The organism is Anatilimnocola aquadivae (genome assembly GCF_049819085.1).
Taxonomy (GTDB): domain Bacteria; phylum Planctomycetota; class Planctomycetia; order Pirellulales; family Pirellulaceae; genus Anatilimnocola.
Window position 1 is genome coordinate 4,430,729 of the sequence record NZ_CP187419.1, and the last position, 20,065, is coordinate 4,450,793.

At 57.9% G+C, this 20,065-nt stretch carries 16 protein-coding genes; 7 read left to right on the forward strand and 9 right to left on the reverse strand.

Going from position 1 to position 20,065, the window contains the following annotated elements; all coding sequences use genetic code 11:
• The first annotated feature begins 105 nt into the window (after window positions 1-105).
• Together NA78x_RS17625 and rpiB are read left to right on the forward strand one after the other, a co-directional pair.
• Window positions 106-1,236 (forward strand): Sua5/YciO/YrdC/YwlC family protein, encoded by a 1,131-nt coding sequence (locus NA78x_RS17625; RefSeq protein WP_425613685.1) that lies wholly within the window; start codon window positions 106-108, stop codon window positions 1,234-1,236.
• Window positions 1,237-1,315: 79 nt separating this feature from the next.
• On the forward strand, window positions 1,316-1,768 hold the full coding sequence (gene rpiB / locus NA78x_RS17630; protein WP_425613686.1) for a ribose 5-phosphate isomerase B: 453 nt from the start codon (window positions 1,316-1,318) through the stop codon (window positions 1,766-1,768).
• Here rpiB and mnmG read toward each other — a convergent pair.
• The 3 genes from mnmG to NA78x_RS17645 form a co-directional block, all read right to left on the reverse strand.
• Entirely contained in the window at window positions 1,765-3,630 is a 1,866-nt protein-coding gene (gene mnmG, locus NA78x_RS17635; RefSeq protein WP_425613687.1) for a tRNA uridine-5-carboxymethylaminomethyl(34) synthesis enzyme MnmG, read from the reverse strand. The two genes, rpiB and mnmG, sit on opposite strands and share 4 nt — an antisense overlap.
• A gap of 146 nt (window positions 3,631-3,776) precedes the next feature.
• Complete coding sequence (locus NA78x_RS17640) at window positions 3,777-4,688, reverse strand: metallophosphoesterase family protein (protein ID WP_425613688.1); 912 nt, start codon at window positions 4,686-4,688, stop codon at window positions 3,777-3,779.
• Between the two features lie 18 nt (window positions 4,689-4,706).
• Window positions 4,707-5,891, reverse strand: a complete 1,185-nt coding sequence (locus NA78x_RS17645) for an ATP-grasp domain-containing protein (protein ID WP_425613689.1) — start codon at window positions 5,889-5,891, stop codon at window positions 4,707-4,709.
• 269 nt (window positions 5,892-6,160) lie between these two features.
• Here NA78x_RS17645 and NA78x_RS17650 point away from each other — a divergent pair, with 269 nt between their 5' ends.
• The 4 genes from NA78x_RS17650 (at window position 6,161) to NA78x_RS17665 (ending at window position 12,449) form a co-directional block, all read left to right on the forward strand.
• On the forward strand, window positions 6,161-7,354 hold the full coding sequence (locus tag NA78x_RS17650) for a ribonuclease D (RefSeq protein ID WP_425613690.1): 1,194 nt from the start codon (window positions 6,161-6,163) through the stop codon (window positions 7,352-7,354).
• 62 nt (window positions 7,355-7,416) lie between these two features.
• Window positions 7,417-8,121, forward strand: coding sequence for an arginyltransferase (locus NA78x_RS17655; protein ID WP_425613691.1), 705 nt, complete (start codon window positions 7,417-7,419; stop codon window positions 8,119-8,121).
• 314 nt (window positions 8,122-8,435) lie between these two features.
• Complete coding sequence (locus tag NA78x_RS17660; RefSeq protein WP_425613692.1) at window positions 8,436-8,939, forward strand: fasciclin domain-containing protein; 504 nt, start codon at window positions 8,436-8,438, stop codon at window positions 8,937-8,939.
• A 1,026-nt stretch (window positions 8,940-9,965) separates the two neighbouring features.
• Window positions 9,966-12,449 carry a hypothetical protein gene (locus NA78x_RS17665; protein ID WP_425613693.1) on the forward strand — a complete coding sequence of 828 codons (2,484 nt, stop codon included), beginning with the start codon at window positions 9,966-9,968 and terminating at the stop codon, window positions 12,447-12,449.
• 84 nt (window positions 12,450-12,533) lie between these two features.
• On the opposite strand, the gene NA78x_RS17670 is transcribed toward NA78x_RS17665, so the two are convergent.
• The 4 genes from NA78x_RS17670 to NA78x_RS17685 all read right to left on the reverse strand — a co-directional run bounded on the left by NA78x_RS17670 (window position 12,534) and on the right by NA78x_RS17685 (window position 17,583).
• On the reverse strand, window positions 12,534-13,460 hold the full coding sequence (locus tag NA78x_RS17670) for a hypothetical protein (RefSeq protein ID WP_425613694.1): 927 nt from the start codon (window positions 13,458-13,460) through the stop codon (window positions 12,534-12,536).
• 310 nt (window positions 13,461-13,770) lie between these two features.
• Window positions 13,771-15,939 (reverse strand): tetratricopeptide repeat protein, encoded by a 2,169-nt coding sequence (locus NA78x_RS17675; protein ID WP_425613695.1) that lies wholly within the window; start codon window positions 15,937-15,939, stop codon window positions 13,771-13,773.
• An 18-nt stretch (window positions 15,940-15,957) separates the two neighbouring features.
• On the reverse strand, window positions 15,958-16,929 hold the full coding sequence (locus NA78x_RS17680) for a YybH family protein (protein ID WP_425613696.1): 972 nt from the start codon (window positions 16,927-16,929) through the stop codon (window positions 15,958-15,960).
• Window positions 16,930-17,076: 147 nt separating this feature from the next.
• Entirely contained in the window at window positions 17,077-17,583 is a 507-nt protein-coding gene (locus NA78x_RS17685; protein ID WP_425613697.1) for a hypothetical protein, read from the reverse strand.
• Between the two features lie 218 nt (window positions 17,584-17,801).
• Between NA78x_RS17685 and NA78x_RS17690 the strand changes: the two genes are divergently transcribed.
• A complete protein-coding gene (locus tag NA78x_RS17690) occupies window positions 17,802-18,560 on the forward strand; it encodes a DUF502 domain-containing protein (protein WP_425613698.1) in 759 nt (252 codons plus the stop codon).
• Between the two features lie 3 nt (window positions 18,561-18,563).
• On the opposite strand, the gene NA78x_RS17695 is transcribed toward NA78x_RS17690, so the two are convergent.
• Together NA78x_RS17695 and NA78x_RS17700 are read right to left on the reverse strand one after the other, a co-directional pair.
• Entirely contained in the window at window positions 18,564-19,415 is an 852-nt protein-coding gene (locus tag NA78x_RS17695) for a transglutaminase family protein (protein WP_425613699.1), read from the reverse strand.
• 109 nt (window positions 19,416-19,524) lie between these two features.
• A complete protein-coding gene (locus NA78x_RS17700) occupies window positions 19,525-20,016 on the reverse strand; it encodes a DUF1269 domain-containing protein (protein WP_425613700.1) in 492 nt (163 codons plus the stop codon).
• Window positions 20,017-20,065: the final 49 nt, after the last annotated feature.

The following is a 20,065-nucleotide window of genomic DNA, read 5'->3' on the forward strand; positions in this document are numbered from 1 at the left end:
AGTAATTAGGGCGGTTGAACAACATGGTCACTACCTTTGCTCACTTCGCCTATTGTCTGTTTGCCAGCGTAGTGTGACTACGCGCGACAAAAAGCTTGGGACGAAATGTCGCCACTCGTCATTGACGTTAATCAGACCGATGACCCTCGAGACGTGATCCATCGGGCGGTACAGGCACTGGTTGAGGGAAAACTGGTCGCTTTCCCCTCCGAGACTGTCTATGTGATGGCCGCCAGCGCGCTCAACGAGACGGCGGTGAAAAAGCTGGCCTCGATTCGTCAGCCCGCTGCCAACGAACCCCTTTGTCTGGCTATTCGCAGCACCGACGATGCCATTGATTTCGCACCGCAAATGCCCTCGCTGGGCTTGCGTCTTGCCCGTCGTTGCTGGCCCGGTCCGGTCACGCTGGAAGTAGAAGATGCTCAGCTCGAGAGCGTCATACAACGACTCCCCCAAGGTGTCCAGCAGCTAGTTGCTCCTGAAAAGCGCATTCGCATGCGAGTTCCCGCGCACGATATGTTGCTCGGCGCCCTGCGATTGGTCGCTGGCCCCTTGGTGATGAGCGGCGCGCGAAGAGCCAGCGATCCCGATACGATCACCGGCAAAGAAGTCGTCCAACGTCTGGGTTCCGATATCGACCTTGTCCTCGACGAAGGAAAGAGTCGCTTCGGTCAACGGTCGTCGCTCGTGCGGATCAATGGCAACCATCTGGAGGTTCTGCGGAGCGGTGTCATTTCGGAAACGAACTTGAAGCGACTCGCCAGTTGGATGGTGATCGTGGTGTGCACCGGCAATACCTGTCGTAGCCCAATGGCCGAAGTGATGCTGCGCAAGCGACTCGCCGAAAAGCTCGGAACCACGATCGAACAATTGGAAGATCGCGGTGTGCTGGTTCTTTCTGCGGGCATCGCCGCTGCCCCCGGCGGCCGTGCTGCGGCCGAAGCCATCACGATCATGCGTGAGCGGGGGCTCGATCTGAACCAACACGAGAGCCAGCCCCTCAGCGATCGCCTGGTTCGCTATGCCGATCTGATCATTACCATGACCCGTGGGCATCGCGAGGCCATTGTTTCGCACTGGCCCGAAGCGGGGCAGCGCACCTTCACGCTCTCGCACAATCGCGGCGATGTGGCCGACCCCATTGGTGGCCCGCCCGATCTTTATCGCAAATGCGCCGAGCAAATCGATGCCCATCTGGCTGAATGGGTCAATGAAATCGATCTCGATCAGTCCTAGTCAATCACTTGCCAGGGCCCGCGGCAAGCAGCTTCGTTGCTTCGGCGAACTGAATCACCACCCATAAGAAAGAACGACCATGCGAATTTCCATTGGCAGCGACCATCGCGGCTTGGCACTCAAGGGACAGTTGTTGCCGCTGCTCGCCTCGCTAGGGCACGAAGTCACCGACGTAGGAACGAACCAGGCAACCAGCGTTGATTACCCGGACTATGCCGCCCTTGTGGCGGGCAAGGTCGCGAAGAACGAAGTCGATCGGGGCATTCTCGTCTGCGGAACGGGCGTAGGCATGGCGATCGCCGCGAACAAGTTTCCCGGAGTCCGTGCGACCATCGTTCCCAATGAAAAAGTTGCCCGCTTGTGTCGCCAGCACAACAACGTCAACGTGTTGTGTCTGTCAGAAGAGCAGGTCGCCGAAGCCACGCCCATTGTCAAAGCCTGGCTGGAAGCCGAATTCGAAGGTGGCCGCCACGCCACCCGCCTCGACAAGATCACGCGCTGCGAACAAACGCATTGCGGCACCACTTGCTAGTGGGCCGCGCGTCGGCTGCCGCCTTCCAGATAGGTGAGCACGAGAGCCAAATCGGCCGGTGTTATGCCGCTAATGCGGCCGGCTTGCGAAAGGGTGATGGGGCGAATGCGGAGCAGTTTTTCGCGCGCTTCGGTTCGCAAGTGCTTGACCATCGCATAATCAAAGTGCTCGGGAATCTTCTTTTCCGAGAGCCGTTTCTGGCGATCGACCTGCTGCTCTTGCCGCGAGACATAGCCCGCATACTTCACGTCGTACTCAATTTGAATCGAAGACTCGCGCGAAATATCCGCCAACTGGGGTGCTCGTTCGACGATCTGCGGCCACGTAATCTCTGGCCGACGCAATAGCTGCTCAAGCGTTACTTCGCCAGTGCGTTCAGTTCGCAGCACGTGCAGCGCGCGAACAATCTCGGCTTCTTTGTCTTGCAATTTCTGCCAACGAGCATCGTCCACAAGACCTGCGCGGCGACCAATGGCGGTCAAACGACGGTCGGCGTTATCGTGCCGCAACAACAGCCGATATTCAGCCCGGCTGGTGAACATGCGGTAAGGTTCATCGACGCCGCAGGTAACCAGATCGTCGGTGAGCACGCCGATGTACGCCTGCTCGCGGCCAACAACGAGCGGTTCTTTGCCTTGCAATCTGAGCGCGGCACTCGCGCCGGCCACCAGACCCTGCGCACCGGCCTCTTCGTAACCGGTGGTGCCGTTGATTTGCCCGGCGAAGAACAGACCGCCGACGCGCTTGGTTTCCAGCCAGGGCCAAAGTTGATCGGGCGGGCAGAAGTCGTACTCAACGGCATAGCCATAGCGCATGATCTGGGCTCGTTCCAAGCCAGGAATCATTCGCAACATCTGGTCCTGCACATCGCGCGGCAAACTCGTCGAGATGCCATTTACGTACACTTCGTGCGTGCGGCGACCTTCGGGTTCCAGGAATAGCTGATGCTGTTCCTTCTCGGCAAAACGCACGACTTTGTCTTCGATGCTCGGGCAATAACGCGGCCCGCGCGATTGAATCTGACCGCTATACATCGGCGCGCGATGCAAGTTGGCGCGAATCAGTTCATGCACTTGCTCGTTGGTGTACGTGATGTAGCACGGAATCTGCTCGCGCCCCATCCTTTGACGTTCGGCTTCGCTGGTGAGAAATGAAAACGGTTCGGGGTCGTCGTCGCCGGGTTGCAGTTCCGTTTTGCTGTAATCGATGGTCTTCCCATTCAAGCGACATGGCGTGCCCGTCTTGAAGCGTTGCACGCGAAAGCCCAGCCGATTGAGCGCGCCGCTGATGCCCGCCGTGGTTCCTTCACCGGCACGTCCGCCGGGTGTTTGCACTTCTCCGGTGTGCATGATCGCTTGCAAAAACGTGCCCGTGGTCAGCACCACCGCCGGAGCGCGATAGGTGATATCGCCACGTACGCGGACCCCGACCACTCGAGCCGTTTGCTCCGTATTGCTGTCCGTGATGGGTTCCGTCAGGAGGTCTTCTACTACTTCCTGCCGCAATGAAAGATTGGCTTGCTCTTCGACCAATCGCTTCACTTCAAACTGATATCCCTTCTTATCGGCCTGTGCTCGCGGGCTATGCATCGCGGGCCCTTTACGCCGATTGAGCAGACGAAATTGAATGCCTGTGGCATCGATGGCTTGGCCCATCACACCGCCCAGGGCATCGATTTCGCGAACAATTTGCCCCTTGGCGACGCCGCCGATGGCCGGGTTGCAACTCATCTGCGCGACCGTATCGCAGTTCGTCGTCAGCAGGCAAGTGCGCAGCCCCATTCGCGCAGCAGCCATCGCTGCTTCGGTTCCTGCATGACCGGCACCAATCACCAGCACGTCGTATTCGTAATCGCTAGACATTTTCAATCGGAATTTTTCTGAATGGTCATCGCATTGGGTTTAAGGTTTCAAGTTTAAGGTTCAAGGTTGGGAAGGAATTTTCGCACTGTTGTGAATCCCTTCGTCTTTAACCTGAAACTTTGAACCTTAAACCTTGAACTTCTCACCTACCTCCACGCTAACTCGATCTTCTTTCCGTGTGCTTCGTTGGCTGGGCCGATGCCGTGCAGCGTGAGTTCCATGCTCTTGGGGCCGATGGCTGCTTCGACCCAGCCGCTGGGTTTGTCGACAGCAAAGACATAGGCGATCGGCGGTAAGTTCACGAGGTGAATTCCTTCGTGAACCTTTTGACTCCAGTTGTGAGTATGGCCGTAGAAGACGGCTTTCACTTGCTTGTGTGGGACGAGGATTTCGAAGAGTTCTTTCGTATCTTGAATGCCGCCAATCTTTTCACCTTCCCATTGCGGATGGTGATGAACCGAGACGATCGCGGGCTTATCGGTTTTTGCCGCAAGCGCGGCCGACAGCCACTTGAGTTGAGCTTCGCCGAGCCTGCCCGGCGTGCCATTCACTTTTTCGAGCGAATCGAGCAGGAACCAATTCGCGTGCTTGGTTTCGATGAGCGTCACGTGATGCGAATCGAGTGGAGAAGCCGCAGACGACTTCAATACCTCGCGAAAGCTGGTCCGGTCATCGTGATTGCCCAGCATAAAGTGCAACGGCAGCGCTGTTTTGCCGGCTGGAATGAGCAGCTTAGCCACTTGGGCATAGTCACCCGGCAGTCCCTTCAAGTGGGCCACATCTCCATGCACAATGGCCCCCGAGAGCTTGCCCGCCGCGGCAGTTACCTGTGCCCAAGCCTGCTTCAAATGATCCGACATGTTCACCTCGCGCGAGACCCTCGCGGCGTCGGCATCGATGTGCGTATCGGACATCAGGGCAAACCGCTGATAGGCATCTGCTGGCTCTTCTGCCCCAACCAACGGTTGCAGCGATAACACGGCACCCGCCACGCCGGCATAGACCAAGAACTGGCGGCGAGACGGCTGACTGGTTCCAGCGGTGATATGCAGAGGCATGTTGAGACTCCGGTGAACTTAGGAATTGCCGTTGGTTGGTGATAGCATCTTACCGCCCGGATCGCTAACCGGCACAGGCGGATCAAGAGAGCTGCAAATTTGCTCCGCGCTAGTCACCAATCCATTGGCAATCGTGGCACGATCGGCACTCGCGATCTGCACTGTGCAAATCGGTGAGTGCTTGTCGATAGTCGTTCCCCAGACAGGAATATCCTTCACCTGGATTCCAACGGCTCCCAGTTCGCCAATTAACTGCTGCAGGCGATCCCCGGCGACTCCCGATTCGGTTGCATAGACAATGAGCTTGGCGTGAAACTCTGTCGAAGCCACTCGAAAAATCGAGACATCCTCTGCCGCAAATGCTTGGCAATGCGCCACCACCAGGCTCGGTCCGGTAGTTGATTCAAGCAATTCCATGCTGGCCGTATAGCGAGGATTGACTTCGATCAACCAAATCCGCTCGGCATCGCGAATCAGATCCAGGCCAAACAGCCCGCGAAGTCCCGCGCTGGCCGCCAGCTGGTTGGCCGCACGGACAATCGTTTCCTCGTCGGCCGGCAGCAGCTTTAGCGGCGACATGGCACCGGCAAACTGGAAAGGCTGCGGCGACCCCCAGTTCTCGCCGCACCATTGCTGCGCGAAGCCAAGCAGGTGCACTCCGTTCTTCGTTGCCATAAACGAGGCGCTCAATGAAACTCCCTGAACGTATCTTTGATAGACATGTCTGGTGCCGACGAATCTACCTTCTGCGGCATCGGCCTGCCGAATTCCCATACCCCCTGCCGACCGAATTGGCTTAATCAGCCAACCGGCCTCACTGGCGATCTTGTCGCCAGCAAAGCGAGTTTCTGGGTAAGCCAGTTCGGTCTTGCTCAATTGGCTCGCCAACCAGCGGGGATCTCGCACGCGTGCTACGACTTCTGGCCCATTCCCAAGCAGTGGGCGAAGTTTGGCGAGACGCCCAACCAATCGCGGATAGTTCTCCAAGCTGCCGGTGTACATCCAAGGTGCTTCTGGTGCCGCCGAAAGCGCCCGGAGAAACTCAGCGGGATACCGCTCAATTTGGATCGTCGGCCCCAAGGTACGCAGGTCTGCATCGGCAAACAGGTCGATTCCCATGGGCTGAAATCCGCCGCGCGCTGCCGACTCTGCCGCTGCCCGGGCACTTGCTCCGACAATAATCAGCGGCGATCGGGCGTTCACAGGTAGTTCCAATTTCACAGTAGTGACAGATTGGCGCATGCGTGCGCCTTAGTCAATCATAACTATTTGCGATTTAAGGATTCAAACTTAAGGCATAAGGCTGAGTTAAACCAACGCCGCGAAATACCCCGCTGTCGGGGCAGCGCGGCAACAGCATCAATCGCCAGTTCTGCATCCATCTGGCCCCAAATCGCTTTGCAAGCTACACTTGTCTTAGTGTTAGCAGGTATCTTCGTGGCGGGCGGCAACTAGGCAAATATCGGACTCGCGTGCGGTACGAATACATTACCTCGCATCAACACCTGCGCGATTTCTGCCAGGTGATTGCTTCAGCTGAAATCATCGCCTTCGATACGGAATTCGTCTCTGAAGACACGTACATGCCGGAGTTGTGCCTGCTGCAGATCGCAGCCGATGGCAACTTGGCAATCGTCGATCCGCTAGAGTTCAGCGATCTCTCGCCGTTTTGGGAATTGCTCGCTCAGCCTGGCAAAGAATCTCTGGTACACGCCGGGCGGGAAGAATTCCGCTTTTGCTTGCGAGCCCTAGGTCATCGCCCAGCAGGCTGGTTCGATGTGCAACTGGCGGCAGGACTCGTCGGGCTCGAATATCCAGCATCGTACGGCACCCTGGTACAAAAACTCCTTGGCAAGTCCCTCTCCAAAGACGAAACCCGCACCGACTGGCGAAAGCGGCCACTCTCGCAGCGGCAGATCGAATACGGTCTGCAGGACGTCGTCGATTTGCAGGCCATTCGCACCGTGCTGGTCAATCGGCTGAACGAGCTTGGCCGGCTGGAATGGGTCTTGTCTGAACTCAAGGACTGGCAGGACGACGTCGAGAAGGCCGAACTGGGCGAGCGTTGGCGCCGCGTCGGTGGACTCGCCGGCATGAACCCGCGAGCCTTGGCCATCGTCCGAGAACTCTGGATGTGGCGCGATGGTGAAGGGGAACGCCGCAACATTCCCACCCGGCGCATTCTGCGGGACGACCTGCTGCTGGAACTTGCCAAGCGGCAAACATCCGATCCAAAGCGCATGCGTGCCGTCCGCGGCATGGAGCGGGGCGAAATCTTGCGACACCTGCCTAAAATTGGCAGCTGCGTCGAAAAGGCCCTCGCCATGAAAGAGGACGAATTGCCGCAGACCGAACGTCGCAGCAGCCGTCCGCAACTGAACCTGCTCGGTCAATTTCTCAGTACCGCACTCGGCAGCATCTGCCGTTCGGCTCAAGTAGCTCCCAATCTCGCGGGCACCGCTCAGGACGTTCGCGACCTGGTTGCCTATCGCCTGGATCTCGGCGGCTTTGCTCCCCACGAGAAGCCCCTGCTCGCCACAGGTTGGCGGGCCGAAGTAGTCGGTCAGGTGATCGACCAACTCCTCTCGGGCGAGTTGGCCATTCGCATTGCCGACCCGCTCGATCACGAGCCGCTCGTCTTCGAGCCTTGCACTCGCAAAGAGTAATTGGCCCGGCCGATTTGCACGCGTGCGTCGATCGGCGATGATAAGGGGGCGAGGCCTATGGCATGCAACCTCAAGAAATTATCATTTTCGACCAGCTCTCGCCGTGTCCCTATCTTCCTGGGCGAACGGCTCGGTTGCCTCATCGTCAGCCCGTGAAGCGGCTCACCCTCAAGCAGTTCGACGACAGGCTGGAAGTCGGCGACCGTCGCAGCGGCACCATGCTCTATCGGCCTGGCTGCCCCGGTTGCAGTGCCTGCGAGCCCATCCGGTTGAACCTCGCTAACTTTAAGCCCAATGCCACGCAGCGGCGAACCTTTCGGCAGGGAGAGCAACTGCTCGAGACGCGCCTCGGTCTGCCAACTGTCGACGACCAGCGCATCTCCCTCTTCAACTTGCATCGCGAACTGCGCGGACTCGATCGCGGTGATGAGCCCATTGATGAAATGGGCTACGAGCGATTCCTCACCGACAGTTGCTGCCGCACAGCCGAACTCAGTTACTGGCACCAGGGCGAACTCGTTGGTGTAGCCATTACCGATGTCAGCCAAAAGGCTCTCTCTGCCGTCTATTGTTTCTTCGATCCCCGGCTCACCGAGCTGAGCATCGGTACTTATTCGGTCCTCAAGCAGGCCGAGCTTTGTCGTCTTCAGGGACGGCAATATCTCTATTTGGGTTACTACGTCGCCGGCTCACGGCACATGATCTACAAGGCCAAGTTCCACCCGCACGAGCGCCGCGTGAACGGCACCTGGCAGCTGTTCCCCTAGCGAAACGCGGCCCGCTCATTTCACCAACTTGTCCAACCAGCAGCCTCCCGATTGGGTACAAATCGCTCGCAAACCCGAGAGTTGCGCTATCTGCGGTCCAAGTTGCTCCTCCTTAATTGGACACCCCCCTTTTGCGGTCCGAGAAAGCCCACGCTGCGATCGCACTGAAATTCTCCTTTGCCACTTGCCGGCCTTCTATCATCCCAGTGAACGAAGTGGACGATTCTTCGCCGCTCGTCTTGCGAATTACTAGGGCCAGCGAGTCGCTTGCCCCGCGATCACGATTGCCGGCGAAGACCACAGGAGTCTGTCTGATGCATCGCACAGGAATTTTCGCCGGATTGTTTTCGCTCGTCATGGTTGCCATCGCCGGTTTGGCCCAGGCAGCCGAGCCCGCTGCCAGCGCTCAAAAGGACATCGTCGACACCGCCGTCGCCGCTGGTTCCTTCAAAACCCTCGCTGCCGCGCTGAAGGCCGCGGGGCTCGTCGACACCCTGAAGGGAGCTGGCCCGTTCACGGTCTTCGCACCGACCGATGAAGCGTTTGCCAAGTTGCCGAAGGGTACCGTCGAGACCCTGCTCAAGCCCGAGAACAAGGACAAGCTCGTTGCGATTCTCACTTATCACGTTGTCCCCGGCAAAGTGATGGCCGCTGATGTCGTGAAGGTCAAAGATGCCAAGACGGTGCAAGGTCAGTCGGTCATGGTCAACACCGCCGATGGCGTGAAGATCAACGACTCGAAGGTCACCAAGGCCGACATCGCCTGCAGCAATGGCGTGATTCACGTCATCGACACCGTCCTTATGCCCAAGCAGTAAGTTTCCCAGCAGTCAGTTTCCAAGATCTACGGCTTACCTTCACGGGGGTGAGGCTCAAGCAGGCATCAGAAAACCAACCACGCAGGGATTGCGTGAGTGGTTTTTCTGCTTTTATTCACCGCCCGCGCCTCAGCCCAAACGTCCAACAACCAGCGAGCTTTTTGGACAGGCACCGGTTTCAGATTTAGCTTGCAAGTGATTACCTGCTCTTGGCTTGCATTTCTTTGCGCGGTTTTCTGCCGCGCTCCTTTTGTCCAATAACCGGGCCAGTTTTTGGACACCCGGCAAATTGCAACGCATCTCGGGCGATACGCAATCATCTTTCGACGCAGCCGCTCGTTTTTGATCGGGTGAATGCAAACTTGAAGTGCAATACCGCATGGAATCGTCGGCAATTGCTGATGTCTGGGATCGTCTACTTATTATTCGCAAAGCTTGATCGAGACTTCGCTAAGCACTGCTACCGCAAAAATGCTGTCTGACACCTGGTAGCGGCACCTGCTGGCACTTCTGCGTTGCACTTCAAGTTTGCATTCACCTCGCCCACCAAATTACAGCAGAACACCACGAAATTGTCGTGGTGTGGTGATTCATTGTCAAGTAGATATTTCACTTTTACTCGCGATGTCGTCGCGATATGCCGCCTGGGGCGACTATCAAACGTGGCTGTCAGTTTGTGCCTCGTTCTGGCACCTCTGGCGGCGTAACGCCTCCTTGGGCACAGAGGAGACTTGTTGACGAAAGCGAGGCGGATTGAATAGATCGCTGCAGTTGGCCGTCACCCCGCAAATTCGCTGAAAAGTGCGTTTTTTTGTCTTCTGCCAACGCCACCGTAGCGTCTCTACGGTCAAACTGGCATTGTATTTACGTCGATGCTTCCTAGAATTTCCTGTTTCCGGCATGGTCTACCCCGCACGGTTTACCACAGGGGCACAAACGGCCGGGGCCACTCCGCACAGCTACAGGCGGCGGTCAGGGACGGTAGGACTTCGTTTCGCGCGACACGCTTCGCTACAGGCAACGAGCATGATTCATCACTTACGGCAAAATTCGAAAATCTTCCTCGCAGTTTTCGGCGTCATTTTGATTCTGACGTGGCTGGTGCTCCCTGCGGTAATGGACACGATGCAGGGGAACAGCGGTGGCGGCTCCGCCAGCGACCCGATCGTGGTCAGTTGGAAAGGTGGCCGACTGTCACGCAGCGAACTGAGCCACCTGCGCATTGTGCACAGCACGACGCTGCAATTTGTCCTGTCCATCATTCAAGAAACTCGCACCCGTGGCGGCACTCCCCGGGCACCGGGCTACTTCATGCTCTCGCCCGAGCAGCAATGGGTGGGCATCTCGCCCTACACCAACGAAGAATCGCTGGTGAACACCCAGATCCTCGCCCAACGTGCTCGTGACATGGGAGTGGTGGTCACCGACGAAACGGTGAAGCAATTCCTCATCAAAATGAGTGACTTCATGCTCAACGAAGGCGACCTCGCCGAACTGGTGGAGAAGGCCACGCCCGATGCCGCCGTGCAAGTCACCCAAGGCTCGATCTTCGAACATCTGAAGAACGAAATCCTCGCCCAGCAAATGCAGATCATGGCCCAAGCGGGCGTGAATGCTCTCACTCCCGGCGACTTGACCAATGTTCGCCTCCGCTTTGGCGACCACGGTTTGCTCCCTCCCGGCGAAATGTGGAATGTCTACGAGCGTTTCAATCGCAAGGTAAAGATCGAGGCCTTCCCGCTGAATGTCGCCGACTTTGTGGCCCAGGTCAAAACCGAACCCACCGACGCCCAACTGCGCGAGCTGTTTGAAGAAGGTCGGATGCAGCCGCCAAATCCACAGTTCCCCGAGCCTGGCTTTCGCCGGCCGCACCGGATTGCCTTCGAATACGTGAAGATCGACAACGCGCCCTTCCTAGAAGCAGCGAAGAAGGAAATCACCGACGAGCAGGTTGCCGACGAATACGAAAAGGGCAAAGCCGCCGGTCTGTACAAAGTGGAAGACAAGCCTGCGGAAGTACCCGCGCCCACCAAGCCCGGCGAAACTCCCGCTGATCCCGCCGCGCCGAAAGATCCTGCTGATCCGGCCAAGCCAGAAGAGAAGAAGCCTGAGGATAAACCCGCCGATGCTAAGGCTGAAGAGAAGAAGCCAGCAGAAGAAAAGCCCGCAGAGAAGAAGGCAGAAGAGAATAAGGCTGGCGACACCAAGAAGGCTGCTGAGCCCAAGAAGAACGCCGGCTCAGCCATTGCTCGCGAAGTTCACCTGGTGAACTTCCAGAATGACGAACCCAAGACGAAGACCAAAACCGAAGACACCAAAAAGGCCGCGGAAACCAAGCCTGCCGAACCCAAGGCCGGTGACAAGCCAGCCGAGACGAAACCAGCTGAAACCAAGCCTGCAGAGCCTGCTCCTGCGGAAGGTACTAAGCCCGCAGAGACCAAGCCTGCCGATCCGGCTGCTCCGGCCACGACCGAACCAGCCAAGGAAGTAAAGTTCAAGCCGCTGGACGAAGTGAAGGATGAGATCCGCACGAAGCTGGCTGGGCCGATTGCCGCCGAACGTCGCCAGGCCGTCATTGGCAAGGTGATCGTCGCCGTCAACGAATTCGCCCGCAAGTTCAACCGTTGGAAGGCCTACGAAAATCGCCAAAAGACCGATAAATCGGCTGCCCCGAAAACGGAAGTCGTCAAACCTGCACCGCTCGATTTGACCGGCATCCTGGCCGACGCCGGAGTGAAGGTGCAAGTGGTGCCGCTGTCGGACGTCTTCGAAATTCGTAACTTCGAACTCGGTCGCGACGCCAATCGCTTCGATACAACCTCGTTCCAGCAGCAGTCGTTTGCCGACGCTGCCTTTCAAGAGAACGCCGGGCTGTTTCTCCCCGAAACACTACCGTTCTCGTGGGATAACAAGCAGTTTGTGGGGCTCGCCTCGACCACCTGGGTGTATTGGCGAACCGACGAACAGCCCGCGAAGGAACTCGACTTTGCCGAAGCCAAGGAGCAGGTCCTAGAGCATTGGAAAGTCCAGCAAGCTCTGCTGCTTGCCAAGGAAGAAGGTACCAAGCTGGCGGAACAGGCAGCCAAGGCCAACGACCTGACAAAGGTCGTGAAGGACGCCAAAGCTGTTGTTACGCCGCCTGCCTTTACTTGGATGACGACGGGCGCTCTCGGCGAACAGTTCAATCAGGCAGCTCCCACCATCAGCGCGGTGACTGGCGTTGAATTCGCCGGTCAGGACTTTATGGAAGCCGTCTTCGACCTGAAGCCCGGTGCCGCAGGGATTGCCCTGAACCAGCCTCACTCGACGGTTTGGGTAGTCCGCGTCATTAGTGACGAGACCGATCTCGCCAAGGATCGTGCTCGCTTCATCGAGACAGCCAGCAGTCCTGCGATGCTCGATACGGCCTTCCGCGTCGAAAGCCAATTGCAGCGCGATCTGTATCAGGAACTGTTCAAGCAGTACAAAGTGACCTGGGCACCCGAGACGTCGCAGCCAGAAGAAGAATAAGCGGGCCAGTCCGGTCAGCGAGCATTCCCATAGAGCACGGAGCAAGTGACTTGCCCGTGCTCTTGTCGTTTGCTTACTTGTCGTTTATTGATCAGCCGCTTTCGCCCGTTCGTTGGCCTGCCGGCTGATTTCTTTCTTCGCCTGCTGCAGACGTTCGGGCCATTCGAACCGCGGAGCGGATTTAGGATCGTAGCCTGCCAGATGCCCCGTCAGACGTGTCGCGGGCTTGGTATAGGCCAGCTTCGTTTCGCCGAACACTTCGCGGCACAGTTCGGCAACCGCCGGATCGTACTCGAGCAATTCTGCCCGGGTGTTCACGTGGTTGTGATCGTGGTCAGGCTCGCGGTTGTTATCAAACCACGACTGAACCGCTTCGGCAAAGTACTCGTGGTGATTCACCGACGCGTATTTCCCCTTCCACAGTCCACTCTTCATCGCTGCGTCGTAAGCCGCTTTCAGGCGCTGATCGAACGTGGGATCGACGCGATCGAGTCCACGCAGGTGAATATTGTGGGCGAACTCGTGAATCAGGATGCACTCGGTCGAGTATGGGTCGCCTGGATAGCCGAGCAGGTTCTCTTCACCGCACGAGCAATAAGGATCGCTCTTGCTGCCTCCCGTTCCCCGCGCCCGAGCATCCCAGTAGTCCTTGGAATCGATTTCGGCAAACTGCCTGGGCGACCGCAGCTTGGCGAACTCGGGTAAGTCGGTCGTGTACTCATGCACGCCGATAATGCACATCCGCGAGCCACTCTCGACCATCGCCTTCCGCACATCGGGCCGATGAGCCAGCATCTGGTTCACCAGATAGGCCGCCTCTTTCAGCGCGTAGTCGTTCACTTTGCCCGACGCGACGATGGGATAACCCTCAGCGTCGATGTACTTTTCGTAGAACTCGGCCGTCTTCAAACCTTCCGGAGGCTTGCCAACCGTCGGCTCTGCCGCCGAGGCGGCGACTGTGCAGGTTGCCAAGATCAAGAGCGCGGCGCTACGGCATACTTTCATGGTCATCGACTTCCACACGCTAAACGTCCAACAACTGGCCAGGTTTTTGGACAGGCAACCATATTTGTCTTTTGTCGGATATCGCAGCAGCCTCAGCACTTACGTGCTCGCGAACATTTTTCTTCACACGCGCTTTTGTCCAACAACCGGTCCGGTTGTTGGACACACTCACTACCATGGCGGCCCGCCGAGAGCCAATTACGAAATGACCCAACCGCGCAGCGAACCACCAGGCTGTGAGAGCACGCTTTCACATTGTCGACAACTGGTGATTCAATGTCAATTGTGTACTTCGCAATTTTTTACAAACTACATTCTAGTTCTGCCGGACGAAGGTCAAGCCAGTATCATCGGGTGGGCCACCCGGCACGATGAACTGGAACTTGTCGGGGCCTGCCGATTTGACGCGGCCCGTCATGGTGCCTTGATCTTCGGTTTCCAAAGCAACCATGTTTCCCTCGGCGAATAGCAATCCGGTCAGTTCGACGGCTGGCTTATCCTTAGTATTGGCTGCCCAGGTAAACTGCGACTCTTCGGAAACGCTCAGTTCGATATTGGTGCCATCGGCCTTGGCCAGCCAACGACCCACCAGGTCGGTCGTCGGCCCATCTGCGGCTTCCGCCGGCGCTGGTGCGTTGGCGGCTCGCAGGGCACTGAGCATCCGCTGAGCGGTCATGTCCTTGGGCTGCAGTTTCACTACCGTCTGCAACTTTTCGATGGCCGCATCGGTGTGACCGACAACCAGGTAGTGATACGCCAACACGAAAGCTGCAGCAGCATTCGTTGGATTAGCATCCACGTATCGCTCCAGCGTTCGCAGTTGAGTGGTGTAGAGTTCGATGTCGCCATACAGGCTGCTCATCGTTGTCCAATCCATCCCGGGCGACGAAGCCAGCAGCGAGTTAAGCACTTCGGCCGATTGCGGGAACTGGCCCAGAGCGAAATACGTGAGGGCCAGCATTTCGTGAACCACCGGATCGCCGGGCAAGAGCTTCAGCGAGGCATTGAAGTTATTCAAGGCTGCAGGAAACTGCCCCTCATGAAAAGCAGTTAATCCGGCGTCGAACTGCTTCATCGCCGCTTCGTTCTGAGCAGTGGCCTCGGCGGTTGCCTCGGCCGTCGCGCTCGCGTCAGAACTAACAATATTGTTGATCACCACCGGTTGCGAGTAGTTAAACGACGACGGCGATGACTGGATGATATACGGATTGGAATAGACCACGCGGTTATTCCACGATCCGAGCCCCCACCCCACAAAGAACGCCGACGATGGCCGGTACCAGGGACTGCGCCAATGGTTGCCCCAAGGTCCGTGATACCAAGGGTGGTTATTCCAGTGGCCCCAGCCTGAGTTCCAGCCCCAGTTGGGGTTATTGGGCCGATTGATGATGATGTTGTTGTTATTGTTGTTGTTATTACCGCCGCCGATGATCGGACGGTCGGGTCGGTTCGGCCAATTGGGCCGATTCGGGCCACCAATGATTGGGCGGTCTGGTCGGTTCGGCCAATCGGGCCGATTCGGGCGATCTCCACCACCAATGTCGGGCCGATTCGGCCAGTTGGGTCGATCCACCCCGCCCGGGCCGCCTGGTCGATTGGGGAATGTGGGGCGATCTCCACCACCAATGTCTGGTCGATTGGGCCAATTCGGTCGATCAACCCCGCCCGGCCCGCCTGGTCGATTAGGGAAAGTGGGACGATCGCCGCCGCCAATACCTGGACGATCCGGCAACGTCGGTCGATTGCCGCCGCCAATACCTGGGCGGTCTGGCAACGTGGGACGATCTCCACCACCGATACCGGGCCGATCTGGCAACGTCGGGCGGTTGCCACCGCCGATGCCTGGGCGATCGGGAAGGGTCGGTCGATTGCCGCCACCGATGTTTCCACCGCCAATTCCTGGCCGATCCGGCAACGTCGGACGATTGCCGACGAGCCCCGGACCACCTGGCCTTACGGCGGGAAGCGTGGTCGGAGGCTGCAAATTCGGGCGTGATACATTCCCCGGCATGGTCGGGCGATTCACTCCCGTGGTTGGTCGGTTGGCGCCGAGGTTCGGTGTATTCACGTTCGGACGACCGACTCCGCTCAGCGCTGGATTGGAGGGTCGCGCGATCGGCTGTGTCGGACGTGCAATGGGTTGCGTGGGCCGCGCGCCGATACCGGGATTCGACAGGCTCGGACGCGAGATGTTGCCCGGATTAGGCCGAGCAGCCGCACCGCCCCCTACATTGGGACGTCCGCCGCCTCCACCTCCTACATTGGGACGGGCACCGCCTCCACCACCTACGTTCGGACGGCCACCACCGCCGCCGCCGATGTTTCCTCGAGCACCGCCACCACCTCCGCCACCACCACCACCAATGTTTGCTCGCGCGCCGCTGAGACCTCCCCGCTGAGCGTGCAACTCAACGGCGGGCAGTAAGGTGATTGCTGCAATCACCACACCCAGCGCGCACTTGCGATACCAATGTGTCACGTTCATGTTTGTTCCCCTTTGGCGTTAGCGCGTTGGTGCAATCGGGCGAGTGGCGGGCGGCGTCACTTTAGTGCCGCTGGGAGCGACGGCGGCTGCCTTCGGAGCAGGCGGAGCTCGCGTCACGGTGATCTCGAAATCTTCGCCGCGGCTATCCCCAATCAGCCGATCGGTGCCGCGCATAGTGAACTGATTCTTCCCCTTGGGAGCAATCGTCACCGTAGCACTGCCGGTAGTGCCATCGGGCATGGTCGCGTTCGACTTGATGACCCAAGCATCTTCCAGGCTGGTCCAACTTCCTTCCGAGAAGCCGCCATCGGCATCAAAGAGCCACGATCGAACTTTGCCGGCCACGGGATCCCAGCCGATGCGTTGGGTGCTCTTTGTCACTACCGTGCCACCACGGATCACCTGAAAGCTGCCTTCGATGAAATTCTTGTCTTCGGCCCAGCGATAAGACATTTTGGTGACGAGCTCGGCATCTTCGCTGGCCCAATCGCCGACGACCCAATCGAGCGGAGCGAGTCGTTCGTTGGTGCTAGGAGCCGGTTCGTCGTAGAACTCGCGAATTGAACCAATCAGCCACTTGCCATCCTTTTTGGTGCGGACCGTGGTATAGCGCACCTGGGCCTTACCATCGCTTTTCGTCGACAAGTAGCGAGTTCCATCCTCCATGGACAGGTCGCCGCCGATCAGGCGAATCGATTCGACGTCGAGCGCCAGGGTTGCTCCGGGAAACTTAGTGAAATAGCCCGAGAAGAGCTTTTCGAGTTCCTCTTTTCCCTTGTAGAGGTTGCCGTTTTCATCGACCAGTTCGCCGTCGGCCGCAAAGAGGGCCACCACGGCGTCGGCCTTGCCATCGTTGAAGGCCTTTAAAAAGGCCTCGGCCGCGCTTTGAATTTCGGCGTCGGGTGCGGCGGCAAGCGTGTGGCAAACGGCACCGGTGAGACACCAAAGGACCGCTGAACAACCAATCAGCGCAGCAAGAAAACGCGCCATGTGAGTAACCCTCGAAGAAGAGACAGGAGATAGGAGGTGCATGTCGCCGAGCTAGCGCAGCTTTTGTAGGGCGACGACTGTTAGTATTGACGATGATCGAACGGCGCGAAACTACCGGTTCGATGATTCTTTCAAGGTACGGAGTGGTTACTTGCCCGCCTTCAGCAGTTCCTCTGCTTTGGCGGCATCAATCTCTTCCAGCTTGACGACGGGACGTTCTGGGCTGGAAGTCCCTTTGCTGGTGACGTAGTCGTGATTCCAACTCAGCAGGACAAAGTCCCCTTGCTTCAGCCCTTGAATCGTTTTCAGTTGGGCGGGGTCGCCAATCGGTTGCTTGGCGAAGTCACTGATTTGAATCAGAAAGTTCGTTTGCTGGGGATCGCCAAACTCGCCCACCTTTTCGTACTTAAGATACTTTTTGATCGTAAAGTCGGCAAAGTTGCCCGAGTGACCACATTTTTCGGGACAAAGCGAGGTCAGCCCGCGACACAAGCGAAACTCCACCTTGTTCAACACCGCCAGTGTTTCGTGAACTGCCAGACGCTCGCGTTTCTCCGTGGCGGGTTCCGCTGGTTCCGCGGCAGATAAATCAAGCACACCAACCCAGTGGAACATCGCCAGACTGAACAGCAACAAACCGTTGCGCCGCAACATGACTTTCTCCGATCGATAAGAATTTTGAAAAGAGCTGCAATACGCGAGCATAGGACGGGATCAAAAATGTTGCGAGCGAATTTTGCGTAGAAAACTTGGTTCGTCGCTGACGTGCATTAGCTGCTCTTGCGCATGGTGAGTTCGTCTATGGGCGATTTGCCACGCAAGTTACACTTGAAGGCCTTTGTGCGAAAATCCTGCTCCTTTTGTGGTGAATTATGAATGAAGTTTCGCCGCCCAGCCGTCATTCGTCGGCGGTTGCCATGACCGAGGTTGCCCCGCCACTCGCGAATGCACCGCAGGGCTTCAAGGCGCGCATCTTTGGCGGCCTGATCATGGTGCTGCCGATCTTGATTACGCTCTGGGTGATGGGTTGGTTGTTCTTTGCTCTGCAGAGTTACGTGATTGATCCGCTGGCGTTTCTGGTGCTCTGGGCGGTGCGCAAGGGGCGTCCCGCGACGGAACTCCCTGAGTGGTTTGAAATCTATGCGGCACCGCCGATTGCACTGTTGTTGGCGCTCCTGCTGTTGTACGTGCTGGGATTCTTTGTGCATTCGCGCTTGCGCCGCAGCATCGATGCGATCTTGCTCCGCGTGCCGATCTTGTCGACCGTCTACGATGGCGTGCAGAAGATCTTTAAGACGCTCGACAAGCAACGCGAGAACAGCGGCACGCAGCGCGTGGTGCTCGTCGAGTTTCCACACCCAGGCATGAAGGTGCCGGGTTTTGTCACGGCAACTTGCCGCGATATTGACACCCAAAAGACGCTGCTTTGCATCTATGTGCCGACTACACCCGTGCCTACCTCAGGTTATTTCCTGCTGGTTCCCGAAGAAGACGTGGTGGAACTCAATTGGACTTCAGAACAGACGATTCAGACGATTGTCTCGGGCGGGCTGACGGTGCCGCCCGAAGTCCGCTTCTATAAGTCGGCCCAGCCGAAGCCTGCGCCGGCTCAACTTGCGAAGACCGAGTAGGCGTTACAGCGAGACCACCTGCACCGAAACTTCCATCCGCTCGAAGGCGTCGCTGGGACCTGCCCAGAAACCCGAGAGCGGCGAAGCCTTGTCTTGGTCGCGAGCCACGGCCACCGAAACGTGCTCGTTGCCCGCTAGTTTGTGATTCGTGGGGTCGTAACCGCGCCAGCCCGCGCCGGGAATGTAGATTTCGGTCCAGGCATGCGTCGCGCCGTGCTGCCCTTCGCTCATCTGGATGTAGCCAGTGACAAACCGGGCACCGAATCCCCAGTGCCGGGCTGCTTCCATCATGAACACCGCATAATCCCGGCAAGAGCCCGTGCCCAGCGACAGCGTCTGACAGGGAAGCTGCACGCCAGGCTCATCGCGATGGCGATATTGAAACGATTCAAAGATGCGCGTGTTCAGGCTATTCAGCAACTCGGCCGTGCCGATGAGTTGCCCCGGACGATACAACTGCAATAGCCACTGCTGAATCGCTGGTCCGTCGTGCGGATAGCTCGGCAGGCGATACTGCACCAGTTCTATTTGCTCTTCGGCACCATATTGAAACGGATAGTGCTGGGCGCTCTCATCGACCAGGCACTCAATGGGGCCATCATCGTACAAGTCGACATCGATTTCACTGAACACGCGCAGCGTTTGTCCTGGCTCCGTAAAGTTGATGATGGCGATCGAATTGCCATAGATATCGCGCACCCAGCGAACATTCGCCGCAGGCTCAATCTCAACCCGCGCGGCGGTGATATGGACGTCGTGTCCTTCGCGCGGACGCAGGATCGCGCGATGGGGACCGAACGTCACGGGCGTCTTGTAGTGATAGGCCGTGTTGTGAGTGATGCGAATGCGTTTCATGAGGTCGTTGCTTGAAGGGCGCAACTAAGAGGCCTCGCACACAGCATATGCCAGATGCGAGGCCCATTCGTATTGCTAGGAAGATGTTGCTAGAAATTCGTTGACGACGTTAAGCCTTGACCGCGCTGAGTGCGGCTTGCAGCTTGGCTTCGTTTTCGTGCGTCAGCGACGACTGCAGCACCTTGCCACCGCTGCCGGCGAGTTCTTCCAGAACTTTATCGGGCGTCATCTTGCAGACCAGGATGAACAGCGCCGAACTGTTGGGCTTGAGTGTCGAAGCCAGTTCCTTCATGAAACTGTCGTTGATGCCCACGTCGGTCAGCGCACCGGAGACCGCACCGGCGGTGGCACCTACGGCCAGGCCCAACAGCGGATTCAAAAACATCAAGCCAATCAGGCTGCCCCAGAAGCCGCCGCTCATCGCGCCAGCTGCGGTAAGGTTGACTGCCTGGTGCAACACGACCTTGCCGTTTTCGTTCTTCACCGCGACCACGGCATCTTCGAGATCGATGAGGTAGTCCTGCTGCATTTTTTGCAACTTCAGGCGGACTTCTTCGGCTTTAAACTGGTCATCGAAACCAACTACGATCAATGTGCTCATCACTGTGCTCCTGGTCAATTCTGTGCGAACGAAGAGTAAGGCGGATTCG